This window comes from Novosphingobium sp. PhB55 (assembly GCF_004368805.1).
Lineage (GTDB): Bacteria > Pseudomonadota > Alphaproteobacteria > Sphingomonadales > Sphingomonadaceae > Novosphingobium.
In genome coordinates this window covers 270,226-297,187 of sequence record NZ_SODQ01000006.1, presented here as the reverse complement: position 1 = coordinate 297,187, position 26,962 = coordinate 270,226, and the positions used below count along the sequence as shown (strand labels likewise).

General features: G+C 66.8%; 19 protein-coding genes and 1 riboswitch. Of the genes, 7 read left to right on the top strand and 12 right to left on the bottom strand.

All coding sequences use genetic code 11. From position 1 onward, the window contains the following. Positions 1 to 4: 4 nt before the first annotated feature. From recA to EDF57_RS16660, 3 genes are all read left to right on the top strand, one after another. Positions 5 to 1,081 carry a recombinase RecA gene (gene recA, locus EDF57_RS16670; protein ID WP_132261841.1) on the top strand — a complete coding sequence of 359 codons (1,077 nt, stop codon included), beginning with the start codon at positions 5 to 7 and terminating at the stop codon, positions 1,079 to 1,081. Between the two features lie 370 nt (positions 1,082 to 1,451). Continuing rightward, positions 1,452 to 4,112 (top strand): alanine--tRNA ligase, encoded by a 2,661-nt coding sequence (gene alaS / locus EDF57_RS16665; protein WP_134095085.1) that lies wholly within the window; start codon positions 1,452 to 1,454, stop codon positions 4,110 to 4,112. Positions 4,113 to 4,253: 141 nt separating this feature from the next. After that, positions 4,254 to 5,186: a glutaminase gene (locus EDF57_RS16660; RefSeq protein WP_134095084.1), complete on the top strand. Its 933-nt coding sequence runs from the start codon at positions 4,254 to 4,256 to the stop codon at positions 5,184 to 5,186. Positions 5,187 to 5,213: 27 nt separating this feature from the next. Here the strand turns inward: EDF57_RS16660 and EDF57_RS16655 are convergent, their stop codons facing one another. Further along, positions 5,214 to 6,995: a cation:proton antiporter gene (locus EDF57_RS16655; RefSeq protein ID WP_132261847.1), complete on the bottom strand. Its 1,782-nt coding sequence runs from the start codon at positions 6,993 to 6,995 to the stop codon at positions 5,214 to 5,216. Between the two features lie 191 nt (positions 6,996 to 7,186). Between EDF57_RS16655 and EDF57_RS16650 the strand changes: the two genes are divergently transcribed. From EDF57_RS16650 to EDF57_RS16640, 3 genes are all read left to right on the top strand, one after another. Further along, positions 7,187 to 7,981 (top strand): outer membrane protein assembly factor BamD, encoded by a 795-nt coding sequence (locus EDF57_RS16650; RefSeq protein ID WP_132261849.1) that lies wholly within the window; start codon positions 7,187 to 7,189, stop codon positions 7,979 to 7,981. Positions 7,982 to 8,109: 128 nt separating this feature from the next. Beyond that, positions 8,110 to 9,774, top strand: a complete 1,665-nt coding sequence (gene recN / locus EDF57_RS16645) for a DNA repair protein RecN (RefSeq protein WP_134095083.1) — start codon at positions 8,110 to 8,112, stop codon at positions 9,772 to 9,774. A gap of 258 nt (positions 9,775 to 10,032) precedes the next feature. Further along, positions 10,033 to 11,685 carry a hypothetical protein gene (locus tag EDF57_RS16640; protein WP_134095082.1) on the top strand — a complete coding sequence of 551 codons (1,653 nt, stop codon included), beginning with the start codon at positions 10,033 to 10,035 and terminating at the stop codon, positions 11,683 to 11,685. A 26-nt stretch (positions 11,686 to 11,711) separates the two neighbouring features. On the opposite strand, the gene EDF57_RS16635 is transcribed toward EDF57_RS16640, so the two are convergent. From EDF57_RS16635 to mdh, 9 genes are all read right to left on the bottom strand, one after another. Then, the gene (locus tag EDF57_RS16635; protein ID WP_134095081.1) at positions 11,712 to 12,647 is read right to left on the bottom strand and encodes a zinc-binding alcohol dehydrogenase family protein; all 936 of its coding nucleotides are present in this window, start codon (positions 12,645 to 12,647) and stop codon (positions 11,712 to 11,714) included. Positions 12,648 to 12,826: 179 nt separating this feature from the next. Next, a complete protein-coding gene (locus EDF57_RS16630) occupies positions 12,827 to 14,365 on the bottom strand; it encodes a DUF4403 family protein (RefSeq protein ID WP_243841110.1) in 1,539 nt (512 codons plus the stop codon). 107 nt (positions 14,366 to 14,472) lie between these two features. Further along, positions 14,473 to 15,249, bottom strand: coding sequence for a TorF family putative porin (locus EDF57_RS16625; protein ID WP_134095080.1), 777 nt, complete (start codon positions 15,247 to 15,249; stop codon positions 14,473 to 14,475). 21 nt (positions 15,250 to 15,270) lie between these two features. Beyond that, positions 15,271 to 15,705 carry a hypothetical protein gene (locus EDF57_RS16620; protein ID WP_134095079.1) on the bottom strand — a complete coding sequence of 145 codons (435 nt, stop codon included), beginning with the start codon at positions 15,703 to 15,705 and terminating at the stop codon, positions 15,271 to 15,273. Positions 15,706 to 15,934: 229 nt separating this feature from the next. Next, positions 15,935 to 17,335: a dihydrolipoyl dehydrogenase gene (gene lpdA / locus EDF57_RS16615; protein WP_134095078.1), complete on the bottom strand. Its 1,401-nt coding sequence runs from the start codon at positions 17,333 to 17,335 to the stop codon at positions 15,935 to 15,937. Between the two features lie 121 nt (positions 17,336 to 17,456). After that, positions 17,457 to 18,689, bottom strand: coding sequence for a 2-oxoglutarate dehydrogenase complex dihydrolipoyllysine-residue succinyltransferase (odhB, locus tag EDF57_RS16610; RefSeq protein WP_134095077.1), 1,233 nt, complete (start codon positions 18,687 to 18,689; stop codon positions 17,457 to 17,459). An 8-nt stretch (positions 18,690 to 18,697) separates the two neighbouring features. Continuing rightward, the gene (locus EDF57_RS16605) at positions 18,698 to 21,547 is read right to left on the bottom strand and encodes a 2-oxoglutarate dehydrogenase E1 component (protein WP_134095076.1); all 2,850 of its coding nucleotides are present in this window, start codon (positions 21,545 to 21,547) and stop codon (positions 18,698 to 18,700) included. Positions 21,548 to 21,732: 185 nt separating this feature from the next. Beyond that, entirely contained in the window at positions 21,733 to 22,623 is an 891-nt protein-coding gene (sucD, locus tag EDF57_RS16600) for a succinate--CoA ligase subunit alpha (RefSeq protein ID WP_132261868.1), read from the bottom strand. A 167-nt stretch (positions 22,624 to 22,790) separates the two neighbouring features. After that, positions 22,791 to 23,753 carry a malate dehydrogenase gene (gene mdh, locus EDF57_RS16595; protein ID WP_132261870.1) on the bottom strand — a complete coding sequence of 321 codons (963 nt, stop codon included), beginning with the start codon at positions 23,751 to 23,753 and terminating at the stop codon, positions 22,791 to 22,793. Between the two features lie 562 nt (positions 23,754 to 24,315). Here mdh and EDF57_RS16590 point away from each other — a divergent pair. After that, on the top strand, positions 24,316 to 24,717 hold the full coding sequence (locus tag EDF57_RS16590; protein ID WP_243841109.1) for a diacylglycerol kinase family protein: 402 nt from the start codon (positions 24,316 to 24,318) through the stop codon (positions 24,715 to 24,717). Between the two features lie 53 nt (positions 24,718 to 24,770). Here the strand turns inward: EDF57_RS16590 and EDF57_RS16585 are convergent, their stop codons facing one another. Next, the gene (locus tag EDF57_RS16585; RefSeq protein WP_134095074.1) at positions 24,771 to 25,127 is read right to left on the bottom strand and encodes a hypothetical protein; all 357 of its coding nucleotides are present in this window, start codon (positions 25,125 to 25,127) and stop codon (positions 24,771 to 24,773) included. 167 nt (positions 25,128 to 25,294) lie between these two features. Next, positions 25,295 to 26,476, bottom strand: a complete 1,182-nt coding sequence (locus EDF57_RS16580) for a cell wall hydrolase (RefSeq protein WP_243841108.1) — start codon at positions 26,474 to 26,476, stop codon at positions 25,295 to 25,297. A gap of 271 nt (positions 26,477 to 26,747) precedes the next feature. After that, a riboswitch (cobalamin riboswitch) is annotated at positions 26,748 to 26,924 on the top strand. Positions 26,925 to 26,962 lie beyond the last annotated feature (38 nt).

Genomic DNA, 26,962 nt, shown 5'->3' with positions numbered 1-26,962 from the left:
TGACATGGCTGCTCAGCTCAAGCTGATCCAGGAAGGCAAGGAAAAGGACAACATGGACCGTCAGAAGGCGCTCGAAGCCGCGCTTGCGCAGATCGACAAGGCGTTCGGCAAGGGCTCCGCGATGAAGCTGGGTTCCAAGGAGGCGATGCAGGTCGAAGCGATCTCCACCGGCTCGCTGGGACTGGACATCGCGCTGGGGGTCGGTGGTCTTCCGCGCGGCCGCGTGATTGAAGTCTACGGGCCGGAAAGCTCGGGCAAGACCACGCTCGCCCTTCATGTCATTGCCGAAGCGCAGAAGTCGGGCGGCACCGCTGCCTTCATCGACGCCGAGCACGCGCTCGATCCGGTCTATGCCAAGAAGCTGGGCGTCAACATCGATGAACTGATCGTCTCGCAGCCCGATACCGGTGAACAGGCGCTCGAAATCACGGATACCCTGGTCCGTTCGAACGCGATTGACGTGCTGGTGGTCGACTCGGTTGCCGCGCTGGTCCCCCGCGCGGAAATCGAAGGCGAGATGGGCGACAGCCACGTGGGCCTCCAGGCTCGCCTGATGAGCCAGTCGCTCCGCAAGCTGACCGGCTCGATCAGCCGCTCGCGCTGCATGGTGATCTTCATCAACCAGCTGCGCATGAAGATTGGCGTCATGTACGGTAACCCGGAAACGACCACGGGCGGCAATGCGCTCAAGTTCTACGCCTCGGTCCGTCTCGACATCCGCCGCACCGGCCAGATCAAGGACCGCGACGATATCGTCGGCAACGCTACCCGCGTGAAGGTCGTGAAGAACAAGGTCGCGCCGCCGTTCAAGCAGGTCGAATTCGACATCATGTACGGTGAGGGCATTTCCAAGATCGGCGAAATCCTCGATCTCGGCGTCAAGGCCGGCATCGTCGAGAAGTCGGGCGCCTGGTTCAGCTACGATTCGATCCGCATCGGCCAGGGCCGTGAAAATGCGAAGAACTACCTGAAGGAAAACACCGAGGTCGCCGACCGCCTCGAAAAGGCCATCCGCGCGCAGACCGCGGGCCTTGCCGAAGAAATGATGGTCGGGCCTTCGGCGGAAGACGACGCGGAGTAAGTCTGGGTAGAGTAAATCCGGGCCGAATAAATCTGGGCCAATAGATCTGCGTGTCCCCGCAGAACGAAGAAAACCCCGGCCATCGCGCCGGGGTTTTTGTTTTAAGGCCCTACATAGGGAACCCGCCTTCCCGGACTTGATCCGGGACCGCTGGCCATGAGCAGCCCACCGCACGGCAAGGCGCCCTCGCGCTAACGCGCGCCTCAAGGACTGCCGGCGATCTCCGATCAAGTCCGGGACGAGAAGCAGCCAAAACCCGTGGCACGCTTGCAACACCGCCAAAGTGGCTGCCGCTTATCGCGAGAACCGAACAGTCTGACCGCAGCAAGCCGCTTGCCGCCGCCGCTTCGCTGGATTATCGGCGCGGGTCATGCACACGACCAACGAAATCCGCCGGTCCTTCCTCGACTATTTCGCCAGCAATGGTCACGAGGCCGTTCAGTCCGCGCCGCTCGTTCCTTACAACGATCCGACGCTGATGTTCGTGAACGCCGGCATGGTGCCGTTCAAGAACGTGTTCACGGGTCTTGAAACGCCCTTCGCGCCGCGCGCCACGTCCTCGCAGAAGTGCGTTCGCGCCGGCGGCAAGCACAACGACCTCGACAATGTCGGCTACACCGCGCGCCACCATACCTTCTTCGAGATGCTGGGGAATTTCTCCTTCGGCGATTACTTCAAGGAACAGGCGATCACGCACGCCTGGACCCTGCTGACCAAGGAATGGGGCCTCCCGGTCGATAAGCTGTTGGTCACCGTCTACCACACCGACGACGAAGCCTTCGATCTCTGGAAGAAGATCGCCGGCCTGCCGGAATCGAAGATCATCCGCATCCCCACGAAGGACAACTTCTGGGCGATGGGCGACGAAGGCCCGTGCGGCCCGTGCTCGGAAATCTTCTTCGACCACGGCGACCACATCTGGGGCGGCCCTCCGGGATCGCCGGAAGAAGACGGCGACCGCTTCATCGAGATCTGGAACCTCGTGTTCATGCAATTCGAGCAGTCGGCCGGCGAAATCGTCGGCAACCTGCCCAAGCCCTCGATCGACACCGGCATGGGCCTCGAACGCATTTCGGCGGTCATGCAGGGCGTGCATGACAACTACGACATCGACACTTTCAAGGCCCTGATCGCCGCTTCCGAAAGCCTCACCGGCGTCGCCGCCGAGGGCGAACAGCGCGCCAGCCACCGCGTGATCGCCGACCACTTGCGCTCGACCAGCTTCCTCCTGGCGGACGGCGTGCTGCCCTCGAACGAGGGCCGCGGCTACGTCCTGCGCCGCATCATGCGCCGCGCCATGCGCCACGCGCACCTGCTCGGCGCCCGTGATCCGTTGATGCACCGCCTGGTGCCGGCGCTCGTGGCCGAAATGGGCCAGGCCTATCCGGAACTCGGCCGCGCGCAGCCGCTGATCGAGGAAACCCTGGAGCGCGAGGAAGTGCAGTTCCGCCGCACGCTCGCCAACGGGCTCAAGCTGCTGGACGAAGCGACCGGCGACATGGGTGAGGGCGGCGAACTTCCCGGCGAGACCGCGTTCAAGCTCTACGACACCTTCGGCTTCCCTTACGACCTCACCGAGGACGCCCTGCGTTCGCGCGGCATCGCCGTGGACCGTGCCGGCTTCGATGCCGCCATGGCCCAGCAGAAAGCTGCCGCCCGCGCCGCGTGGAAGGGTTCGGGCCAGGCTGCCGACAGCGAAGTCTGGTTCGACATCGCCGAGCGCGAAGGCGCCAGCGAATTCACCGGCTATGCCTCGACCACCGGCGAAGGCCAGGTCGTGGCCTTGGTGAAGGACGGCAAGGAAGTCCAGTCGGCCACGGCCGGCGAGCAGGTGGTCGTGCTGACCAACCAGACGCCGTTCTACGGCGAATCGGGCGGCCAGGAAGGCGATCGCGGCACGATTGCCGGCGCCGGCGGCTTGAAGATCGCCATCGTCGACACCGCGAAGCCGCTCGGCCGTCTCCATGCCATGAGCGGCACCGTGGAAGCCGGCACGATCAAGGTGGGCGACGCCGTCAACCTCACGGTCGATGTCGAGCGCCGCGATGCCGTGCGCGCCAACCACTCGGCCACGCACTTGCTGCACGCCGCGCTGCGTAACCGCCTGGGCGATCACGTCACCCAGAAGGGCTCGCTGGTCGCGGCCGAGCGCCTGCGCTTCGACTTCTCGCACCCCAAGGCGCTCGACGCCGAGGACATTGCGGCGATCGAAGCCGAAGTGAACGCGGAAATCCGCGCCAACGATCCCGTTCTCACCCGCCTGATGACGCCCGACGATGCGATCGAAGCGGGTGCCATGGCGCTGTTCGGCGAGAAGTACGGCGATGAAGTGCGTGTGCTCTCGATGGGCCGTACCGCTCGCACCGAAGGCGGGGAGCGCAACTATTCGGTCGAACTGTGCGGCGGCACTCACGTCCGCGCCACTGGCGACATCGGCGTGTTCCGCATCGTGTCGGAAAGCGCGGTCTCCTCGGGCGTTCGCCGTATCGAGGCGCTGACCGGCGAAGGTGCGCGCCAGTGGCTCGTGGCCCGCGAGGAAGCCCTCAAGGCTGCGGCCAGCGCACTGCGCACCACGCCGGAAGACGTCGAGGCCCGCGTGGCCGCGCTGCTCGATGAGCGCCGCAAGCTGGAGCGCGAGCTGGCCGAAGCGAAGAAGGCGCTCGCCCTTGGCGGCGGCGGCGCCAAGTCCGAGGCGGCCGACGAGGAAGTGGGCGGCGTGAAGTTCTCGGGCCAGGTGCTCGAAGGCCTCGATCCCAAGGAACTGCGCGGACTGCTCGATCAGGCCAAGCAACGCATGGGTTCGGGCGTGGCCGCGATCGTCGCGGTGAACGAGGGCAAGGCCTCGATCGCGGCGGCCGTGACCGAAGACCTGATGGGCACGATCAGCGCCGTCGACCTCGTCCGCAAGGGCGTGGAGACACTGGGCGGCAAGGGCGGCGGCGGCCGTGCCGACATGGCCCAGGGCGGCGGTCCGGACGGCGACAAGGCTGCCGATGCCATTGCCGCGGTGAAGGCGGTGCTGGCGGGGTAATTCGCGCGTCGTCCCGGACTTGATCCGGGGCCGCCGGCAATTCCCGAGGCGATAGCTTTGGGCAGGGCGCCCTGCCAAGAGGTGGGCCGTTCACGGCCAGCGGTCTCGGGTCTGGTCCGGGAAGACGGGGAAGGGGCATCAATGTTGCCGATTGCCGCCATCGTCACCGAAGTGGCGGAAGAAATGCGCCAAGTCGGCAGCCGCGGCGCGGTCGCCGACTATATCCCGCCGCTGGCCCAGGTGCCGCTCGACAAGTTCGGGCTGGCGGTGGTCATGGCGGACGGCGCCGTCCACGTCGCGGGCGATGCCGACGAACCGTTCTCGATCCAGTCGATCTCCAAGGTCTTCGCGCTTACCCTGGCGCTTGGAGCCGTAGGCGATCAGCTCTGGGAGCGCGTGGGGCGCGAGCCTTCGGGCAGCGCCTTCAACTCGATCGTGCAGCTCGAAACCGAGCACGGCATTCCGCGCAATCCTTTCATCAATGCCGGGGCCATCGTCGTGACCGACGTGCTGCTCGGCCGCCTGGAGCCGCGCGAGGCGATCGGCCAGTTGCTGCGCTTCGTGCGGGAACTGGCGGGTGACGATACCATCGCCGTCGACGAAGTCGTGGCCGCCGCGGAGAGTGCCACGGGTTTCCGCAACCGCGCGCTGGCCAATTACATGCGGGCCTTCGGCAATGTCCGGGGCGAGGTGGAACGCGTGCTGGGCACTTATTTCCATTTCTGCGCGCTGACCATGAGCTGCCGGCAATTGGCGCTGGCGGGGCGCTACCTGATGAACGGCGGCCGGTCGGACGGGCACCGCGTGATCAGCGAGAAGCGGGCCAGGCGAATAAACGCATTGATGATGTCCTGCGGCCATTACGACAACTCGGGCGACTTCGCCTACCGGATCGGCCTTCCGGGCAAATCCGGGGTGGGCGGCGGTATCCTTGCGGTCGCGCCCGGGATCGCCAGCATGGCGGTCTGGTCGCCGGGGCTCAACGAGAGCGGCAATTCCCAGCTTGGCCAGATGGCGCTGGAGCGGCTCGTCCAGCGCACCGGGTGGTCCGTGTTCGAGCCGCGCGCCGGTTGACGCCGCGGCGCCGAGCAGGCCCGTGAACTAGGCCTTCTCAGGCTCTCGCAACTGGCTCGACTTGAGCGCCGGCTTTTGGGAAAGCCCGCCCTGTTCCATGATCTGCTCGCGGAATTCGTCGCGCTTTTCGTGGATCGAGGCGATCACCGGACCCATGGCCACGCCGATCTCGGTCAGCGCGGCTTCGGAGAGCTGCAGCGAACTTTCGAGCGTTTCGGGCACGGCGTGCGTGGCACCGGCGCGGTAGAGCACGGCGGCGTGTTCGGCGTCCCGGGCTCGGGCGATGATCGGCAGTTCGGGGAAATCGGCCCGCAGCTTGCGGACGATGCGCTGGGCGGTGACCGGCTCGTCCATGGTCAGGATCACCGCTGCCGCGCCCGCCGCACCGAAGCGCAGCATGGCGTCTCCCCGGCCGGCATCGCCGAAGGCGACCGTGTAGCCGTGGCGGCGCCCGTCGGTGACGAGATCGGTATTGCTGTCCACCGCCAGGTAGGGACGGCCGTGGCGTGCCAGCATGTCGGCGACCAGCCGGCCGACGCGGCCGAAGCCGATGATGAGGACGCGGGGCTTGTCGGGCGCTTCGGCGGGCTGATGCGGCGTTTCCACACTGTCCACTTGCCGCGCCAGGACCTTGCCGATCATGGAGAGCAGCGGCGTCACCGTCAGCCCCAGCGCGGTGACGATCTGCCAGAACATCGCGGTGCCGGGCTGGATGAGCTGCGCGGCGCCCGCGGCGCTGAGCACGATCAGGGTGGTTTCCGAAGGGCTCGACATGAGGATGCCGGTCTCGGTCGCGGTGCCGCGCCGGGCGCCCATCATGCGCAGCAGCAGGCCGGTGACCGTGGACTTGAGCAGGATCACGCCGACGGTGGCGATCAGGATCGAGGCCAGGTTTTCCCACACGACGCGCAAGTCGATGCTCATGCCGATGGTGATCAGGAACACGCCGAGGGCAAGGCCCTTGAACGGCTCGATGATCTGCTCGACCTCGGTGTGATATTCGGTCTCGGCGATCAGCAGGCCGGCCACCAGCGCGCCGACGATGGGCGAGAGGCCGGTGGCGCCGGTCGCCAGCGAGGCCAGGATCACCACCAGCAGGCTGGCGGCCAGGAACAGCTCCGGGCTCTTGGTGCGCGCGGCCTGGGCGAAAAGCGGCGGCAGCAGGTAGCGGCCGAGCACCAGCAGGGCGGTGACCACCAGCGTGCCCCAGACGAGCGTGTGGACCAGTTCGTCCATGCCCGCGCCCTTGGCATGGGGCGCCAGCGCGCCGAGCAGGAAGATGATGGGGACGAGGGCGATATCCTCGAACAGCAGCATCGCCAAAGCGGCGCGCCCGACCGGGGTGGTGGTGTCCGTCATCTTCAGCACCAGCGCCGTGGAGGACAGCGCCAGCGCCAGTCCAAGCGCCATGGCACCCGAAAAGCCCTGTCCGATCGCGGCGAAGAAGAAAGTGAGGGCGCTGCCGGTCAGGATCAGTTCGAGCGAGCCCAGCCCGAAGACGAAGCGGCGCATGGCCCATAATCGGCCGAAGGACAGCTCCAGCCCGATCGAGAACAGCAGCAGGATGATGCCGAACTCGGCGAATATCTCCAGCCCGTCCGGGTCGGTTATGGTCACCCAGGACAGCCAGGGATGGTCGAAGACCAGCCGGCCGAGACCGAACGGACCGACCAGCAGGCCGACCAGGATGAACCCGATCACCGGGGTGATGCGGAATCGGTTGAAGACGGGAATCACGATGCCCGCGGCGCCCAGGATCACGAGCGCGTCGGACATGACGGGGGAAGAGAGTGCGTTGGTGCCGGCCATGTTCCCGCGACTATGGCAGGGACGGCGCTCGGCACAACCGCCAAACCGCCCTGAATCCGAGTATTTCTGCGATTGACGCCGCTTCACGAGGGGCCGGGGTTGGACGGGGAGAGGATCGGCGCAACGCTCTTGTGCGTAACGTCCTGCAACTTCACTTGGCGTTCAGCAAAGCGCTGGCTATAGACCGGCGCATGTTCGAACGTTCGCGCTTCAAGATCGCCCTCGCTGCCGCCGCTACCGGGGCGCTCGTATTGACTGCCGGATGTGCCGGACGCGGAGGCGGCAACAAGGATACTGCCTATGTCGCCCGCGACGTGGACACGCTCTACGCCGCCGCGCAGGAGCGCCTGAACCAGGGCCGCACCCGCCAGGCCGCCGCGCTGTTCGACGAAGTCGAGCGCCAGCACCCTTATTCCCCCTGGGCCCGCCGCGCCCAGTTGATGAGCGCCTTCAGCTATTACGCCTCGCGTGACTATACCAAGTCGATCCAGTCGGCGCAGCGCTTCCTCTCGATCCACCCGGGCAACAAGGACGCGCCTTACGCCTACTACCTGATCGCGATCTGCTATTACGAACAGATCAGCGACGTGACGCGCGACCAGAAGACCACCGAGCAGGCCAAGCAGGCCCTTACCGACGTGATGCGCCGCTATCCCGGCACGTCCTACGCCTCGGACGCCAAGCTGAAGATCGACCTCGTGAACGATCACCTTGCGGGCAAGGAAATGACCATCGGCCGCGGCTACGAGGCCAGCGGCAAGTGGCTGGCGGCAACGCTGCGCTTCCGCAACGTGGTCGACAATTTCCAGACCACCAGCCACGCGCCCGAAGCGCTGTTCCGCCTGGTGGAAGGCTACCTCGCACTCGGCGTTCCCGAGGAAGCGCAGAAGGCCGCCGCCGTGCTCGAACACAACTATCCCAGCAGCAAGTGGTACGAACGTGCCTACAAGCTGATGAACAAGAACGCGCCCAGCAACCTGACCTGACGGTTGCCTCGGGGGTGCCCTTGCGGCATTCCCGAGAGTCCTGCCGTGCTTGCGCCGAGCCGGCAGGATGGCGGGCGCACGAAGAGGCGTGACGGGCGGCACGGTTTTCGTTAGAACGGATCGCGAACATGCTGAACCGCCTCTCCATCCGCAACATCGTGCTGATCGAAGCGCTCGACCTGGATTTCGCCAGGGGACTGGGCGTTCTCACCGGTGAGACCGGCGCGGGCAAGTCGATCCTGCTCGACGCGCTGGGCCTCGTCATCGGTAACCGTGCCGACAGCGGCCTCGTCCGCGCCGGCGAAGGCCGCGCCACGGTGACCGCCAGTTTCGAGTTTCCCCAGCTTCCCGCCCATGTCCGCGCCGTGCTCGACGATGCCGATATCGACATCGAGCCGGGCGAGCCGCTGATCCTCAAGCGCCAGCTCAAGGCCGACGGCGGCAGCCGCGCCTTCCTCAACGACCAGCCGGTGGGCGTCGCCCTGCTGCGCGAGATCGCGCCTGCGCTGGTGGAGATCCACGGCCAGCACGACGATCGCGGTCTCGTCAATTCCAAGGGCCACCGCGCCTTGCTCGACCGGTTCGCCGGGGGTGACGTGGCCGGAGTGGAAGCGGCCTGGAAGACCTGGCGCAGCGCTCAGAACGCGCTCGATGCCGCCCGTGCGCAAGTCGCCAAGGCGGCCGAGGATCAGGACCTTCTCCTGGCGCACCTGGCCGAGCTGGACGCTCTCTCGCCGCTGGAAGGCGAGGAGGAAGAACTCGCCGAGGCGCGCGCCGGGATGCAGAAGGGCGAGAAGCTGTCCGACGATCTCGTGGCGCTGCAGCACCTGTGGACCGGCTCCGATTCGGCGCTGGCAACATTGCGCGGGGCATCGCGCCGGCTAGACCGCATCGCCGGGGAGCATCCGCTGCTGGCCGAGGCGCTGGAAGCGCTCGACCGCGCGGTGATCGAGGCCAGCGAAGCGGAAGACCGCCTGGACCGCGCCGCCGAGGCCCTGGCTTTCGATCCCGACGAACTCGACCGCATCGAGACCCGCCTGTTCGACCTTCGCGCCGCCGCGCGCAAGCAGGGCTGCCAGGTGGACGACCTGCCCGAGAAGATGCGCGAGATGCGCAGCGCGCTCGATGCCATCGAGGGCGGGGAAGAACATGTCGCCGGGCTGGAACGCAGCGCGCAGAAGGCGGCGCTGGTCTACCGCGAGCAGGCCGAGGCGCTCCACGACCTTCGCCGTTCGGCCGCCAAGCGGCTCGACAAGGCCGTGGCCGCGGAGCTGGCGCCGCTCAAGCTCGATGCCGCGCGTTTCCAGACTTCGGTGATCCGCCTGCCCGAGGAGCGCTGGGGCGCGCAAGGCATGGATGCGGTGGAATTCCTCATCAGCACCAACCCCGGTGCCGACTTCGCGCCGCTCGCCAAGATCGCTTCGGGCGGCGAGCTTTCGCGCTTCATCCTCGCACTCAAGGTGGCGCTGGCGGAAGAGGGCGGGGCGGCCACGGTGATCTTCGACGAGATCGACCGGGGCGTGGGCGGTGCGGTGGCCAGCGCGATCGGCGAGCGTCTGGCGCGGCTCGCCTCGGAAGGGCAGCTCCTGGCCGTCACTCACAGCCCGCAAGTCGCGGCGCGGGGACGGCGGCACTACATGATCGCCAAGTCCAGCGAGGGCACCGTGACGCGCACTTCGGTGGCGCTGCTGGACGAGGGCGAGCGCAAGGAAGAGATCGCGCGGATGCTCTCCGGCGCGGAAGTGACGGCAGAGGCGCGGGCGCAGGCGGATCGGTTGCTGGAAGGCGTTTGAAGAGAGGGAAGACCCGGGGGATGATCCCCCGGACCCTCGGAATGTCAGCCTCGCGCGCTGCCTGCCCGTGGTGCGCTCCTTGCGGCGCAGCCATCAAGTCTCCTGACGCAGCCGTGGGCGCCAGACGGATAGGCTGGACATGACTTCGACATTCCCGGGGGTGCAGGGGGGGGGCTTTGGTCCCCTGCTTCTGCCTTTTCTTCCCGGGACAGGAAGCCTAGGGTCCGCCCCGACAAATCCCACCATACGGACCCGATCATGCCCAAATTCCTCCTCGCTCCCGCGCTTCTGGCTGCGACCAGCCTCGTTTCGGTACCGGTCCTCGCGGCCGAGCCGGCCTACGATCTTGCCGCGCAGAAGGCGAAGCTGGCGACGATCCCGATGGAGGTGGACACGAAGTTCCTCTCTGCCGAGGAGCGGGACGTGGTGAACCTGCTCATCAAGGCGTCCGACCTGATGAGCGCGGTCTATCTGCGCCAGCGTTATGCCGAGAATCCGCAGGTTCGCGGCGCGATCTCGATGAACCGCCGGGCCGACCGGGACTTGCTGGTGGAAATGTTCGACCGCAATTTCGGTCCCTGGGACGAACTGGCCGACCTGCATCCGTTCTGGGGCACGACACCGATGCCGGAAGGCGCCGGCTTCTATCCCGAAGACCTGACGCGCGCCGATTTCGAGGCCTATCTGACGGCCCATCCCGAGCAGAAGGCGGCGCTGACCAGCCCTTATACCGTCGTTCGCCGTGACGGCGCGAAGCTGGTCGCGGTGCCTTATTCGGTGGCCTACAAGGAGTGGCTGGAGCCGGCGGCGCAGCTTCTCGACCAGGCGGCGGCGCGGACCAGCAATGCCAGCCTCAAGACATTCCTCTCGCTGCGCGCCAAGGCCTTCCGCACGGATGACTACTATGCCAGCGAACTGGCCTGGATGGACCTGAAGGACACGCCGATCGAAGTCGCTATCGGGCCTTACGAGGTCTATACCGATCGGCTGATGGGTGCGAAAACCTCGTTCGAGAGCTTCGTGACGCTGAAGGACCCGGAGGAATCGGCCTCGCTCGCCAAGTACAAGAACTACTTGCGCGACATGGAGGCGAACCTGCCGATCGCGGAGGAATACAAGAACTTCCAGCGCGGGTTCGAGAGCCCGATCGCCGTGGCCGAGCAGATCCGCGGCGGCGGAGACAACGTGCCGGGGCCGCAGACGGTGGCCTTCAACCTGCCCAACGACGAGCGCGTGCGCGAAGCCAAGGGTGCGAAGAAGGTGATCCTGTCCAACGTGCTGGGCGCCAAGTTCGAGCGCATCCTGAAGCCGATGGGCGCGCTCGTGCTGGTGCCGGCACAGGCGGGCCTGGTCGACCGCAAGTACATGCAGCTGGAAACGCTGTTCCACGAATTGTCGCACAGCCTGGGGCCGGGCACGATCGTCGTGAACGGGCAGACCACCACGGTCGACAAGGCGCTCAAGGAGCAGAACTCGGCGATCGAGGAAGCCAAGGCCGACGTCGCGGGGGTCTGGGACATCCTGCTGATGATGAAGAAGGGCGAAATTCCCGCCGCCGAACGGCCGCAGCTGTTCGCCACTTATGTCGCCGGGATCTTCCGCGCGGTGCGCTTCGGGGCGGTGGAGGCGCATGGCAAGGGCGCGGCGCTTCAGTACGGCTATTTGCGCGCCAAGGGTGCCTTCACTTACGACGCGGCGACGAAGCGCTACACGTTTGACGACGCGAAGATGGAAGCCGGCCTGCGCGACCTGCTGCACGACATGCTGATGCTCCAGGCCAAGGGCGACTACGAGGGCACCAAGGCCTTCATGGCGCGCTGGGCGAAGCTGGACCCGCAGGCCGAAGCGGTGATCGCCAGCATGGCCGAACTGCCCGTGGACATCCGCCCGGTCTACCCGGACGGGGTTTGAGTATCCATCCTGACGGGGTCTGGCCCTCAGGGGCGCATGACGACGTGCCCGAACGGCCGCCCGCCGAGGATGAATTCATAGGCCTCGGCGGCCTCGCAGAGCGCGAATTCGTGCTCGATCGGCAATAGCAGGTCGCCGCCGGCGATGCGCTCCAGCATCCTCGCCACCTGGGCGTGGACTTCGGGATCGCGCATCGGGGCGGCGGGCATGATCGTCAGGCGATGGAGTTCCGGCGCCGCGCCGTCCATGCCGTAGCCGATGTCGGTCAGCATCCCGGTGGCCGAAAGCGCCGCATAGCGGCCGCCCGGCACGACCAGCCGCGCTAGCTGCGCAAAGCGCTCGCCCGCGCTGACGTCGAATACGAAATCCACGCCGCGGCCCTCGGTCAGCTCCAGGCATCCGGCGATCACGTCGTCCCGGCCCGCGCTGAGCATGTCGACCAGGCCGATCTTGCGCAGGCGTTCGTGGCAGAACGGATCGCGGGCGATGCCGATCACCCGCGCGCCGGCCGCCAGCGCCAGTTGCAGGGCGATGATGCCCAGGCTGCTGGTGACGTGGTTGATGAGGATCGTCTCGCCGGCCTGCAACCGGCCGCGTGCATTCAGCGTGTCGTGCGTGGCGGCCAGGGTGAAGGGCGCGGCGGCGCCGATGCCCGGGTCCAGCCCGTCCGGCAAGTGCCAGGTCGAGGCTTCGGGAGCGGCGAAGAGTTCGGCATGGCTGCCGCAGCCGTGATAGGCCACCACGCGGTCCCCGACGCTGAAGCGGCTGACTTCGGTGCCGACGGCCACGATCGTGCCGCTTGCCTGGCAGCCGACGACGCCGCAGCCGGGAACCTCGACCAGCCCGCGGCGGTAGAGCGCCAGCTTGACGAGATCGATGGCTTCGATGGAAACGAGTTCGACGCGGATAAGGACCATGTCCGCCGCGACGTCCGGATCGGGTGCTTCCCCGAACGTGAGCAAGGGGCTGCCTCCGTGGCCGGAGCAAAGTACTGCCTGCAAGCGATCCCCGTGTTCTTCTGGTTGCGTTAGGTTCGTCAGACAACTCTGTATAAAATCGTTTGCACGTCAAGGGCGTCGTAAAGAGAAACCGTCCCTTTCTGGCGCAAATCCCCCCGGATCCGTCCAGAATCGAGACGCTGTCAGGGCCTGGGGATATGGCCTTGCGGGCGCAGCACGATCGAAGCGGTGCCTTGGGCGGACACGGGCAGGTAGAGCCCCTTGCCGCTGGCCTGGATCCGGCCGGTGCGGGCCTGGCGGACTTGCGCGCGGATCATGAAATCCCCTTCGCGCTTGTCGTCGATGGCGCGGGCGATCTTGCCGAGAAGTTCCTGGTAGTCGTGCTCGAAGTTCTGGCCGAGGGCGAGCGCCAGCGTGGCCGACATGCCGGGAGCATTGGCGATCCGCAGCAACAGGTCTCCGCCCACGGCGTCGGTGGTGCCGCTGACGTGGAAGTCGGCGAAGTCCACCTTGCGCGAATTCTCGGCGTTGACCGGGGTGGCGGTCATCCAGACGGTGCCGTGCGCGGGTTTCATGCGGCCGGCCTTGTCGCGCGCGCTGAACGTGACGCCCACGGCAATGCGCCCGCCGTTGGTGCCGTAGATCGTCGCCTTCTGGAAATCCGCGATCAGCGGGCCGAGGTGCGGCACGTCGAAAGGCCGCTGGGCGCGCTTGCGCAGTGCGCGCATCAGCACCGGCTCCAGTTGGCGATAGTCGGCAATGACGGGAATGAAGAAGGCTAGCTTGCCGGCCTCGTCTTCCAGCGGCCGCACCGGGGGCAGGGGCTTCGGCGTGGGGTCTGCCGGCCGGTCGCCGATGAACGTCTCCGTCCGTGTCTTGAGGCCGAGCCGCAGCAGCAGGCGATTGCCCTGGAGTTCGTAGCCGCCGTACTGCAGTTCCTCGGGCGTCACCCGCATCCATACGGGCGGATTCTTCTCGTTCAGCAGCAGCGAGGTGAAGGCAGAGGCCCAGGCGCGCTCGATCTGGGGGCGCAGTTCCAGACGGGCCAGGTGGCCGGGCAGGGTGCGCTCCAGCCGGGCGATCACCGGCTTGAGCTTGCTGTCCGCCTGATCGGTGAATTCGATGCGCTGGCCCAGGAAATCGAGGTGGGGTGCGTTCGTCCAGTCATAGCGGATGTCCACGGTGCCGCGCGGCGTCCAGTCCGATCCCAGCTTTAGCCGGATCGTGGCATGGGCATTGGCGTCGGCCGTGGCGGTCTCGCGCTTGAGCACGCCGCCGATGTCCTCGGCCCGCACCACGGCATGAAGCGGCATGCTGAGCAGGATGTCGCGCCCCTTGCCCGTCATGCGCAGCGGCCCGCGGTTCACTTCGCCGACGATGCGGCACTTGATCGTGGGCGTCTTGATCTTGACGAAGACCACTTTCACCCGCTTCGAGGGCACGCAGGGCGTTTCGGGGCGGTCGATCGACCAGAGCCGGCGGGGGATTTCCTTTTCCAGCGCGGCGGCAAGTCCGGTGACGTCGGCGTGGATCGGTACGGTGATGAGCGAGGCCTGAGGCTCGATGGTGATCGCATCGTTGGCCCGGGGCGGCGGCTTGTCATCCATGCCGCGCTTGCAGCCCGCCAGCGCGAGCGGCAGGCAAAGGGCAAGCGCCATGGCTCGCACGATCGGCGTCAGCGTGGTCGCACCGCCCGCTGTGCGGGCTCTTCCTGTCCTCATCGCGTGGATGCCCCGGATATGTCCCCTTGGACTGGGACAATACCCGAGACATGGCGTGGTTCCAATCGGTACCGGGCGCGGCGCTTTCGCGCGCCGGGGTCAGCGGATCAGGGCGTGAAGCGCAAGTAGGCAGCCAGGCGTGAGCCGGTGTCGCGATCGAGATAGCGGCCGGTGCCGCTGCCGGCGGCCAGGTCGTCGCCGATCGAAGTGCCGGTATAGCGCAGGCCCAGCGCGAGCCGGTCCATCTGGTGCTCGACGCCGAGATAGTAGTCCCAATAGCTGCCGCCCGGACGCAGGCGGCGCACGCGGTCGGCCGCCAGGGCGTCGTCGCGGGTCGCGCCGGTGCTGTAGCCGCCGCCGCCATAGACGGTAAGCGCCGTGCCGGGAACGCCCAGCGCGGCATTGCCCTCAAGGTAGAGATCGCTGCCGCCGATGGCCTTCTGCGAGGGCGCGAAGCTGGCGCCGAAGGCCAGTTGCGCCGGGCCGATGGCGTAGGCCAGCGTGGAGTTCAATTCGCCGTAGCTGAGGCCGGAGGCGCCTACGAAGACATGGCCTGTGGCCCCTGCCGACAGCGTCCAGCCCCCGCGCGACAGCAGCGAGATTTCCGGCGCCGCGGTCAGGCCGATGTCGGCGCCGCCATGTCTCGTGCTGTCCCGCAGGCTTGCGGCACCGAGGTCGAGGGTGACGCTCTGGGACAAGGGGACGGTGGCATCGGCTGACAGGGCGGGCTTGCCGTCGCTCCAACTCAGGCCGCGTTCGCGCAAGTCGGTGGTGGCTTCGAGGGAGAAGGTGGGGGAGGCAGTCTGGGCCTGGGCCTCGCTGGAGGCGGCCATCGTGGCGGCAGCGGCGGCCGAAAGGGCCGCCGGAATCAGATAACGGTTCATTCGCGGGCGTGTAGCCTGTTTTCAGTTCACGGCGAAATCGCGGGCGGCGTCGATGGCGGCCAGGGTGTCGTGGTGATCGGCCGAGGCGAGTTTGCGGACATGCGCGCCGATGGCGTCGGACTTGCCGGCAACGAGCTTTGCCGCGTCCTTGCCGTCAGAACGGCAGTCGCCCGGATGGTTCTGGGTGAACGTGCGGGTTTCCGGCAGGCGCGTGGCGATCGCCCGGCCGCCGCCCGCAGGCTGGATGCGGCGCTCGACCGAGACGTCCGCGCTGACGATGCAGCGCCGCGAACTGGGACGGGTGGGCGGCGAGATGCCGATGGCCTTGGAGCGGGTTTCGACGTGCGTGACGTAGTCGACCGCATAGCTGGCGCCGTGGTGGTCGATCTGCACACTATGGGCCGTGACAGGAGCGGCGGTGAGGGCGGCGGCGGCGGTCAGGGCAAGGAGGCTCACGTCTTACATCCTCTCATGGTGCCTAAAAACAAGGCATGTTCTGCTTAATTCTTGAGCATGAGGGGTAGCAGGCCAACGTGTCCCGCTGGTTTCTGGCGATTGAAGTTCCCTGTCTGGCCGCACTCGGTCCTTGGATGCCGAGGGTGCGTTTCCGAAACGATTGGAAACGAAAAGGCCGGCGATGCTTTCGCACCGCCGGCCTTTCTTGGCCTTCGAAGGTGGGGGCCGATCAGATGTGGATCGGCTTGCCCAGCACGGCCATGGCCGCTTCCTTGATCGCTTCCGAATGGGTCGGGTGCGCATGGCAGGTGTAGGCGATGTCTTCCGAGGTCGCGCCGAATTCCATGGCCTGCGCGGCCTGGCCGATCATCGTGCCCGCCACCGAGGCGATGCACCACACGCCGAGGACGCGGTCGGTCTCGGCATCGGCGATCACCTTCACGAAGCCGTCGGGCTCGTGGTTGGTCTTGGCGCGCGAGTTGGCGAGCATCGGGAACTTGCCGACCTTGATGGCGCCGCGTTCCTTGGCGGCTTCCTCGGTGAGGCCGACGCCCGCGAATTCCGGCTGGGTGTAGACCACGCCCGGGATCACGTCATGGTTCACGATGCCGGTGAGGCCGGCGATGTTCTCGGCCACGGCGATGCCTTCGTCCTCGGCCTTGTGGGCGAGCATCGGGCCGGGGATCACGTCGCCGATGGCCCAGACGCCGTCGACCTTGGTCGCGAAGTCGTGGTCGGTCTCGATCTGGGCGCGCTGGTTCAGTTCCAGCCCGATCTTGTCGAGGCCGAGGCCCTCGGTGTTGGGACGGCGGCCGATCGAGACGAGCACGACGTCGGCTTCGATGACTTCCGCGTCACCGCCCTTGGCGGGCTCGACGGTGACCTTGGCGGTCTTGCCTTCAACCGAAACGCCGGTGACCTTGGTGCCGAGCTTCAGGGCCATGCCCTGCTTCTTGAAGATCTTGCCGGCTTCACGGCGCACTTCGCCGTCCATGCCGGGCAGGAGCTGGTCGAGGAACTCGACGACGGTCACTTCCGCGCCGAGGCGGCGCCAGACCGAACCGAGTTCCAGACCGATCACGCCGCCGCCGATGACGACCATCTTCTTGGGAACGGCCGCAAGTTCCAGCGCGCCGGTGGAGTCCACCACCACGCCGCCCGCGTTGTCGATCTCCACGCCCGGAAGCGGGGTGACCGAGGAGCCGGTGGCGATCACGATGTTCTTGGCGGTCACGGTCTTGCCGGCCACTTCGACGCTGTGGGCGTCCTTGAACTGGGCGTAGCCCTTCAGCCAGTCGATCTTGTTCTTCTTGAACAGGAATTCGATGCCGCCGGTCAGGCCCTTCACCGCGTCAAGGCGCTGGCCCTGCATGGTGTCGAGGTCCAGTTCGGGGGTGACCTTGATGCCCATCTTGGCCATCGAGCCGCCTTCCTTCGCCGCTTCGAAGTATTCCGAAGCGTGGAGCAGGGCCTTCGAGGGGATGCAGCCGACGTTGAGGCAAGTGCCGCCCAGCGTCTCGCGGCCTTCGGCGCAGGCAGTCTTCAGACCGAGCTGCGCGGCGCGGATCGCGGCGACATAGCCGCCGGGGCCGGCACCGATGACAAGGACGTCGTAATCGTAATCAGCCATTGTTCAGGCCTCCGTACGCTCGTGCTTCGCACATTTTGGGCACGAGCGGAAAATAGTCATTTCGGCTCAAGTGAAAACCCCGCCCGTCCGGATGTTTCTCGGGGCGGGCGGGGCTTTTAACTCAGAGGTCGATGAGGAGACGGGTGGGATCCTCGATCGCTTCCTTGATCGTCTTGAGCGCGGTGACCGCTTCGCGGCCGTCGATCAGGCGGTGATCGTAGGACAGCGCGATGTACATCATCGGGCGGATCACGATCTCACCGTTGCGAACCACGGCGCGGTCCTCGATGCGGTGCAGGCCGAGCACGGCCGACTGCGGGGGGTTGATGATCGGGGTCGACATCAGGCCGCCGAACACGCCGCCGTTGGAGATCGTGAAGGTGCCGCCGGCCATGTCGGCCATGGTCAGCGTGCCTTCCTTGGCCTTCTTGCCGAAGTTCGCGATCGCCTTCTCGATGCCGGCGAAGCCCAGCTTGTCGCAGTCCTTCACGACCGGAACGACCAGGCCGTTCGGGGCCGAGACCGCGATCGAGATATCCACATAGTCGTGGTAGACGATCTGGTCGCCGTCGATCTGCGCGTTGACCGCCGGGATGTCCTTGAGCGCCAGGACCGAAGCCTTGGCGAAGAACGACATGAAGCCGAGCTTGATGCCGTGCTTCTTCTGGAACACGTCCTTGTACTTCTCACGCGCCTCGATGACGGCCGACATGTCGACGTCGTTGAAGGTGGTGAGCAGCGCGGCGTTGTCCTGTGCGGACTTCAGGCGCTTGGCGATGGTCTGGCGCAGGCGCGTCATCTTGACGCGTTCCTCGCTGCGCGCGGCCGGAGCGGCGGCAGCCGAGGCCGAGACAGGCGCCGAGGCGGGCTTGTTCTTGGCCGCTTCGAGGACGTCGTCCTTGGTGATGCGGCCGTCCTTGCCGGTGCCCTTGATGGTGGCCGGGTCGATGCCGTGTTCCAGGATCGCGCGGCGCACGGCCGGCGAGAGGACCGAGGAACCGGCCGAACCTTCGTCGGCCGCGGCAGCAGCCGGGGCGACGGCGGCGGCAGCGGGTGCCGGAGCCGGAGCAGCAGCGGCCGGAGCGGCTGCTGCCTTGGGTGCGGCGGCTCCGCCGGTGCCTTCCTCGATCGTGGCGATCAGCGCGCCGACGACGACGGTATCGCCTTCCTTGGCGATCTGCTGGCCCATGACGCCCGCGTGGGGCGCCATGACGTCGATTGCGACCTTGTCGGTTTCGAGGCTGGCAATGGGCTCGTCAGCGGCAACGGCTTCGCCGGGCTGCTTCAGCCACTGGCCGATGGTGGCTTCGGCGACGGATTCCCCAAGGACGGGGACCTTGACTTCGGTGGTCATGATTTATCTCAAGCCTTCTGCTTGCGACGGAGTTCGGAACGAACGGAAAGATGCAGCGCGTCTGCAACCAGCGCGGCCTGTTCGGCAACGTGGCGCTTGGCGAGGCCGGTGGCAGGCGAGGCCGAGGCATTGCGTCCGGCGTAGCGCGGACGCGGCTGGGCCGCTCCGGCTTCCTTGGCGGCAGCCTCGATCTGCGATTCGACGAAGAACCAGGAACCGTTGTTCTGCGGTTCTTCCTGACACCACACGACCTCTTCGAGGTTCGGCATGCGCGCAAGGCGCTTGGCCAGCGGCTCGCCCGGGAAGGGGTAGAGCTGCTCGATGCGGATGATCTGGGTATCGTCGATCTCGGCGGCATCGCGGGCTTCGAGCAGGTCGTAGAAGACCTTGCCCGAGCACAGGATGACCTTCTTGGTCGCGGCGTCTTCCGAGCCCTTGGGATCGGAAAGGATGCGCGAGAAGGTGCCGCCGGTGAACTCCGATGCGGCCGACTTCGCCAGCGGGTGGCGGAGCAGCGACTTCGGGGTCATGATGATCAGCGGCTTGCGGAACGGACGGTGCATCTGACGGCGCAGAACGTGGAAGTAGTTCGCGGGCGTCGTGATGTTGCAGACCTGGATGTTGTCCTGCGCGCAGAGCTGCAGGTACCGTTCCAGACGCGCCGACGAGTGCTCCGGCCCCTGGCCTTCGTAGCCGTGGGGCAGCAGCATGACGAGGCCGTTGGCGCGCAGCCACTTGGACTCGGCCGAGGCGACGTACTGGTCGATGATGATCTGCGCACCGTTGGCGAAATCACCGAACTGCGCTTCCCAGAGCACCAGCGTCTTGGGGTCGGCACTGGCGAAGCCGTACTCGAAGCCGAGCACGCCGTATTCCGACAGCGTCGAGTTCAGAACCTCGAAGCGGCCGTGGGGCAGGGTGGTCAGCGGCGTGTATTTGCGCTCGTCGGTCTGGTCGACCCAGACCGAGTGACGCTGCGAGAAGGTGCCGCGTTCGCAGTCCTGGCCCGAGAGGCGCACGTTGTAGCCCTCGGTGACGAGGCTGCCGAAAGCGAGCGCTTCCGCCGTCGCCCAGTCGAAGCCTTCGCCCGACTTGAACATCTCTTCCTTGGCCGAGAGCACGCGGGCCAGCGTCTTGTGGACGGTCAGGCCTTCGGGAACCGTGGTCAAGGTACGGCCGAGGCTGTCGAACAGCTTGTTCTCGATCGTGGTATCGACGTTGCGGCGCGCGGTTTCGGGGTCGGCGGGCTTGTGGAAGCCGCTCCACTGGCCGGAGAACCAGTCGGCCTGGTTGGCCTTGTAGGTCTTGGCCGCCTCGAACTGGTCTTCGAGGTGGGCGGTGAAGTCCGCTTCCGTCTGCGCCAGGAACGTGTCGTCGATGACGCCTTCCTGCTTCAGGCGATCGCCATAGATCTTGCTGACCGGCGGGTGCTGGCGGATCTTCTGGTACATCAGCGGCTGCGTGAAACCGGGCTCGTCGCCTTCGTTGTGGCCGAAGCGGCGATAGCACCACATGTCGATCACGATGTCGCGGCCGAACGTCTGGCGATAGTCGATCGCCAGCTTGCAGGCGAAGGTCACGGCAGCCGGATCGTCGCCGTTGACGTGCAGGATCGGCGCCTGGACGCCCTTGGCCACGTCCGACGGATACGGCGAGTTGCGCGCGAACTGCGGGCTCGTCGTGAAGCCGATCTGGTTGTTGATGATGAAGTGGATGCAACCGCCGGTGTTGTAGCCCTTCACGCCCGAGAGGCCGAAGCACTCCCAGATGATGCCCTGGCCGGCGAAGGCCGCGTCACCGTGGATGAGGACCGGCAGCACCTGCTTGTGCTTGGCGCCGGGGCCGATGTCGTCGCCGATGTCGTCGGCGATGGTCTGGTAGGCGCGGACTTTGCCGAGCACCACCGGATCGACGGTTTCGAGGTGCGACGGGTTGGGCATCAGGCTCATGTGGACCTTGATGCCGTCGAACTCGCGGTCCGCCGAAGTGCCGAGGTGGTACTTCACGTCGCCCGAGCCGCCGACGTCTTCCGGGTTGGCGGTGCCGCCCGAGAATTCGTGGAAGATCACCTTGTAGGGCTTGGCGAGGACGTTCGCGAGCACGTTCAGGCGGCCGCGGTGGGCCATGCCGTACACGATTTCCTTCACGCCCAGCGTGCCGCCGTACTTGATCACGGCTTCGAGCGCCGGGATCATGGCTTCGCCGCCGTCGAGGCCGAAGCGCTTGGTGCCGACGTACTTCTTGCCGAGGAACTTCTCGTACTGTTCGCCGCGCACGACGGCCTGGAGGATTGCCTTCTTGCCCTCGGGGGTGAACTCGATTTCCTTGTTCGCCCCTTCCATGCGCTCCTGGAGGAAACGGCGTTCCTCGACATCGGCGATGTGCATGTACTCGAGGCCGACCTTGCCGCAATAGTTGGCGCGCAGGATCTGCACGATCTCGCGAACGGTCGTCCACTCCAGGCCGAGTGCGCCGCCGACGTAGACCGAACGGTCCTGCGCGGCGCCTACGAAGCCGTGATATTCGGGCGTGAGGTCAGCGGGAAGCTGGCGCTGGTTGAGGCCGAGCGGATCGAGATCGGCAGCCAGGTGACCGCGCACGCGATATGTGCGGATCAGCATCATGGCGCGGATTGCGTCGGCCGCGGCTTCGTCTATGCGGGACTGGTCGACCTTCTGGCCGCCCTTTGCCGCTGCCTTCTCGATCTGGACCTTGAGCGCGCTGGGGTCGAGGCCCTGGGTCAGGTCGTCCTCGAACTCCGCTCCTACGAGCGGCCAGTTCTTGCGCTGCCAGCTCGGGCCGGCCTGCGGGCCGTCGAGGGCATCATCGGGGGTGAAGTCGAAACTTTCGTCGCCCATCGGGTGTCACCTTTTGTCGCGCCGGAAAACGGCCGGCGCTACCAAGCTAGATCTGGAACGATGGTCCCGATGGAGAGGGGGCCGTTTCGTTCGCATGGCGTCCGGCATCTCGAACGTGCCGGATCGCGTGTGGGTCCCGGGGCGGCGCAAATCCGAAGATTCGCGCCGCCCGCGGGGGATTGGGGTCAGGCGAGTTCCTTGAGGACTTCCACAAGGGTTTCACCCAGGAGCGACGGCGAGGCGGAGACGCGGATGCCCGCTTCTTCCATCGCCGCGATCTTGTCCTCGGCGCCGCCCTGGCCGCCCGACACGATCGCGCCGGCGTGGCCCATGCGGCGGCCCGGAGGCGCCGTACGGCCGGCGATGAAGCCCGCCATGGGCTTCTTGCGGCCGCGCTTGGCTTCGTCCTTGAGGAACTGGGCCGCTTCTTCTTCGGCGCTGCCGCCGATTTCGCCGATCATGATGATCGACTTGGTCTCGTCGTCGGCCAGGAACAGTTCCAGGACGTCGATGAAGTTGGTGCCGTTGACCGGATCGCCGCCGATGCCGACTGCGGTGGTCTGGCCGAGGCCGGCGTTCGTGGTCTGGAACACGGCTTCATAGGTCAGCGTGCCCGAGCGCGAGACGACGCCCACCGAACCCTTGGAGAAGATGCTGCCGGGCATGATGCCGATCTTGCATTCGCCGGGGGTCAGGACGCCGGGGCAGTTCGGACCGATCAGGCGCGACTTCGAGCCCGAGAGGGCGCGCTTCACGCGGACCATGTCGAGAACCGGGATACCCTCGGTGATCGCGACGATCAGTTCCATCTCGGCGTCGATCGCTTCCAGGATCGAGTCAGCCGCGAACGGCGGCGGAACGTAGATGCAGGTGGCGGTCGCACCGGTCGCGGCCTTGGCTTCGGCGACGGTGTTGTAGTTCGGCAGACCGATGTGGGTCGTGCCGCCCTTGCCGGGGGTCACGCCGGCGACCATTTGCGTACCATACGCAAGGGCCTGCTCGGTGTGGAAGGTGCCGGTGGCACCGGTCATACCCTGGGTAATGACCTTGGTGTTCTTGTTGACGAGAATGGACATAGGGGAATCCTAATTCCTGTTCCTGGTGTAGGCCGATTCCGGCTTGGGAAGCGCCTTGGCGCAAATTCCGCGAAGTGCAACCGTCCAGATCGTAAAATCAACGGCCGGATAGGCCGAAGCCCGCCCGCCCCGTGGTTCCACGGGGCGGGCGGGGCGTCTATCTTGGATCAGGCCAGAGTGCTGTCGATGCCCTTGCAGGCGACCAGCAGTTCCTTGACCGCGTCGACCGAGACCTGAAGGTTGGTCTTGGCTTCGCCGTCCAGCTCGATTTCGATGATCTCTTCGACGCCGTTCGCGCCGATCACGGCGGGCACGCCGACATAGAGACCGTCAACGCCGTACTGGCCATCGACATAAGCGGCGATCGGCAGGATGCGCTTCTGGTCGTTCAGGTAGGCTTCGGCCATGGCGATGCCCGAGGCGGCCGGCGCGTAGAAGGCCGAGCCGGTCTTGAGCAGGCCGACGATCTCGCCGCCGCCCGAACGGGTGCGCTGGACGATCGCGTCGATCTTTTCCTGGGTGGTGCGGCCCTGCTTGATGAGGTCCGGAACCGGAATGCCGTTGACGGTCGAGTACTGCACGACCGGCACCATGGTGTCGCCGTGGCCGCCGAGCACGAACGTGTTCACGTCGCGGATCGAAACGCCGAATTCCCAGGCGAGGAAGGTCGAGAAGCGGGCCGAGTCGAGCACGCCGGCCATGCCGACGACCTTGTTGTGCGGCAGGCCCGAGAACTCGCGCAGCGCCCAGACCATCGCGTCGAGCGGGTTGGTGATGCAGATCACGAAAGCGTCGGGTGCGTTGGCGGCGATGCCTTCGCCGACCGACTTCATCACCTTGAGGTTGATGCCCAGCAGGTCGTCGCGGCTCATGCCCGGCTTGCGGGCGACACCGGCGGTGACGATGATGACGTCTGCGCCGGCAATGTCGGCATAGTCGTTGGTGCCGGTGATCTTGGCGTCGAAGCCTTCAACGGGGCCGCACTGCGACAGGTCCAGAGCCTTGCCCTGGGGCAGGCCTTCAGCCACGTCGAAGAGGACGATATCGCCCAGTTCCTTCTGCGCGGCGAGGTGCGCGAGAGTGCCGCCGATGTTGCCGGCGCCGATGAGGGCAATCTTCTTACGAGCCATGATGCTTGCTTGTCCTTCCCAAAGGCGGGACCAACGGACGAAAAGGCGGCCTGCTTTGTCCCGCTAAGGCAGGTGCCGGTGTTCAACGAAGGGCGGCCTACGCCCCCCGAACCGACATTGCAACCGGGAAAAGCCCGCGCGAAGGGCAGGCAGGCGAGTTTTTACTGATAATAGTTCGCAATTGCAATAGTGAGCGAAAATGCGCAGGAAACGGCGCCCTGAGCCAGGGCGGTGCGGACGTTTCACGCAACAGACCGGGCGCAGATTGCATCCTCCGGATGCTCTCCCGAGGGTGGCTCACTGTCTCGCACGTCCGGATGACAGGCAAGCGTCGCAGGGTGCGAGTCGGCCCGGATGAGGGGCGGGCGGTCGCGGCATGGCTTCTTATAGGGAGCGTAGGCGTACCGGCCGTGTCGTGCCTTTTTCCAAATGTTGCGGCTTGCAGATCCTGCGGGCGGCGCTTGCCGAGGCGCGCTGTTGCGGACACTGTCCGCCTTCGTGCCGATCGCTCCTCCGTGACGGGCCGCCATGGCCTCGTCGCGCAATCGCTGGACTGACTTGCTTGCTGAAACCGCCCGGAAAGACGACCTCCAGCCCTTTCAGCCCGCGGGCGCGCCTGCGGAGTTTCCTGTTCGCGGGGCGCGGGCTGCGCTGGCTGGTGCGGGACGAGCACAATGCCCGGTTGCACCTGGCGGCCTCGCTGGGCGTGGTGGTCGCCGGGTTCTGGCTGGAGATTTCCGCCGCCGACTGGCGCTGGCTCGTGCTGGCCATGGCGCTGGTATGGCTGGCGGAGGCGTTCAACACCGCGGTCGAGGGGCTGTGCGACCGCATCCATCCGGAGTTCGACCCCGCCATTGGCCGGATCAAGGATCTGGGGGCCGGCGGCGTGCTGGTCGCTTCGATCGCCGCGGCCCTGATCGGGGTGCTGACCCTGGGACCGCCGCTGCTGGCCCGCCTGTTCTAGCGACTGGCAGGGCCTGAAGGCGGGGGGCAGGGCCTGAAGGCGGTTGGCCGGTTTCAGTCGTTCCTGGCGATCCGTCCGGCGAAGGCGTCGGCCATGCGGCGGTCGAGCTGGCGGCAGATGGCGATCCAGCGGGTGCATTCGCCGTCGTTGCCCGCAAGGCGCGCGGCGGCGGCATGGGCGCGGGCGTGGGCGGCGGCGGACAGGCCATGGCGGGCGAAGTGGCGCAGCGCTTCGGCCAGGATGCGCTGGTGCGGCGTGTCCGTGGTCGCCGTCGCGACCGGCTCGCGGCGGAGGCCGCCGCGCAGGCCGGCGCCGTTGTCGTTCACCGCGCAGAGCGGAACCGACGGGCACAGCGCTCGCACCATCACCGGGCAGGAGACGTCCCGGGCGGCGGAAAAGCGGATTGCCATGGTAAAGCGAACCTCTTGTTGGAAACGCTCGGGGGCTTGGCGTCTCTCCCGGTATTATAGGATGAAGCCGCTAAGTCTTGGTGTGGGGCTATGGTTGCTGAAACCTTGCAGTCGTTCCCGTGCCGAATTGATGAAAGCGCCGGATCGCTAAAGGCGCCAACTTGCCGTCAGCGGGCCTGCTCCTGACGCGGCTGGGCGATCCACTTGCCCGAATTGGCATATTCCGGGCGCACGCCCTGGGTCTCGGGCAAGTTGCTGGCCTTGTAGAGCGACTCGCCCCCGCGTTCCCGCACGTCGCTGGCATAGACGGGCGCGCGCTCCGCACCCGTGGAAGGGGTGGCGGAGGGCATGGCGGGCGAAGGCGCAGCGGCCTGCCCGGGGCGGAGCGCCTCGGCGGTGCCGAAGCTGCGCTGCACGGCCAGCGGGTCCAGCGCGGCGGTGGCGAGGGCCGAGGCGGCGGACTCGTCGCGGCGATGCGGGGCGGCCAGCGGCTCGCCGCCGAAATAGGCGAAGCGGAACGCGGCAGGGCGGCCCGCGGCGCCGTTGAAGGCATAGAAGCGATGGGCGCCGATCGTGGTCAGATAGTGCAGGCTCGGGGCCCAGTAGGGATTGACCTGGATCGTGTGATAATGCGTCGCCAGCCCGATCGGCGTATAGACTTCGCCGGACAGCGCGGCGCGGGCGACGGATTCGGCACGCTGCCAGAAGAAGCGCTGCGGCGCGCGGGCCAGCGATCCGTCGCAGGCGAAGGAGAACTGGCAGCCGGTCGGCCGCTCCGAACCCTGATAGACGACGCCGCAGACGGTCTTGGGATAGGCCGGATGGGCCACGCGGTTGAGCACGACCTGGGCCACGGCGCGCTGGCCGCCGTCGGGCTCGCTGGCGGCTTCGTAATAGATCGCCGCCGTCAGGCACTGGAGCGCGCGGCTGCGGTCCACCCCGGAATTGTCGATCCGCAGGGCGCGGGCGACCGGGCCGGGGCCGCCGGTTCCGTCATCCGCGTCGGAATGGATGCCTTCGCCTATCTTGAGCACGGGCTGTTCGGCTTCGAGATAATAATAGGCAGAGCCGGGGAAGCTGGCGCCGGCCTGCTCGAACGGCATGGGCAGAACGGGGGCGCCGCCGGTTTCCGTCCCGGAGGCGGTGAGGCGGTCCCAGGCTTCGGCCGGGGCGAAGGAAGGCGCGGCGAAGGCAGGCAGGGCCACGGCGACGAGCGCGGCCGAGCCGAGCGTCCAGCGCCGCCGCCTGCGTTGCAGCCGCTTGCGTCCGCCGCGCACGAAATGGCCCTGGAAGTCGCGCGGGCGCGGCTCCCAGGTTTCGGTGCAGGCAGGAAGGGCGGCAGCGGTCACTCGGGTCCTTTCGGCGCATCGTCGGCCAGCGCGGATTTCGCGTTCCATCGGGTCATCGCGCATCTTGCGCCTAACCTGCTTTGCCGGGCGCGGCATCCCTGGAAATCGGCGCGTCCCGAAGCGGTACAGCGGGCAGCGATAGGCTGAATCGCTTAAGAGTTTGTTTGCGATCTTCCCCGGCGATACCGCCGCGCCGCCCTTTGCGCCGCTTGCCAATCCCCCCACTGCCCAGTATCGGCACTCGCGACGTCATGGGTGGCCCGGAGCCGGGCCCCGGGTTTCGTGAAAAGGAACCCTGGTGGGAATTTCGGCGCAAGTCCGAAGCTGCCCCCGCAACTGTAACCGGGGAGCGCCCCTGCCACGCTATGCCACTGGGTCACACCGGGAAGGCGGCAGGCGGCGCGAAGATCCGGGAGCCAGGAGACCTGCCTTTGACGGTCGTTCCGCAGCCGGGCGGGGTGTCCCGGCATGCAGCGAGCACGCGCA

Coding starts and splice junctions, on each gene's coding strand:
- recA (WP_132261841.1), top strand. CDS start 5: ATGGCTGCTCAGCTCAAGCTGATCCAGGAAGGCAAGGAAAAGGACAAC.
- alaS (WP_134095085.1), top strand. CDS start 1,452: ATGCACACGACCAACGAAATCCGCCGGTCCTTCCTCGACTATTTCGCC.
- EDF57_RS16660 (WP_134095084.1), top strand. CDS start 4,254: ATGTTGCCGATTGCCGCCATCGTCACCGAAGTGGCGGAAGAAATGCGC.
- EDF57_RS16655 (WP_132261847.1), bottom strand. CDS start 6,995: ATGGCCGGCACCAACGCACTCTCTTCCCCCGTCATGTCCGACGCGCTC.
- EDF57_RS16650 (WP_132261849.1), top strand. CDS start 7,187: ATGTTCGAACGTTCGCGCTTCAAGATCGCCCTCGCTGCCGCCGCTACC.
- recN (WP_134095083.1), top strand. CDS start 8,110: ATGCTGAACCGCCTCTCCATCCGCAACATCGTGCTGATCGAAGCGCTC.
- EDF57_RS16640 (WP_134095082.1), top strand. CDS start 10,033: ATGCCCAAATTCCTCCTCGCTCCCGCGCTTCTGGCTGCGACCAGCCTC.
- EDF57_RS16630 (WP_243841110.1), bottom strand. CDS start 14,365: ATGAGGACAGGAAGAGCCCGCACAGCGGGCGGTGCGACCACGCTGACG.
- EDF57_RS16625 (WP_134095080.1), bottom strand. CDS start 15,249: ATGAACCGTTATCTGATTCCGGCGGCCCTTTCGGCCGCCGCTGCCGCC.
- lpdA (WP_134095078.1), bottom strand. CDS start 17,335: ATGGCTGATTACGATTACGACGTCCTTGTCATCGGTGCCGGCCCCGGC.
- odhB (WP_134095077.1), bottom strand. CDS start 18,689: ATGACCACCGAAGTCAAGGTCCCCGTCCTTGGGGAATCCGTCGCCGAA.
- EDF57_RS16605 (WP_134095076.1), bottom strand. CDS start 21,547: ATGGGCGACGAAAGTTTCGACTTCACCCCCGATGATGCCCTCGACGGC.
- sucD (WP_132261868.1), bottom strand. CDS start 22,623: ATGTCCATTCTCGTCAACAAGAACACCAAGGTCATTACCCAGGGTATG.
- mdh (WP_132261870.1), bottom strand. CDS start 23,753: ATGGCTCGTAAGAAGATTGCCCTCATCGGCGCCGGCAACATCGGCGGC.
- EDF57_RS16585 (WP_134095074.1), bottom strand. CDS start 25,127: ATGGCAATCCGCTTTTCCGCCGCCCGGGACGTCTCCTGCCCGGTGATG.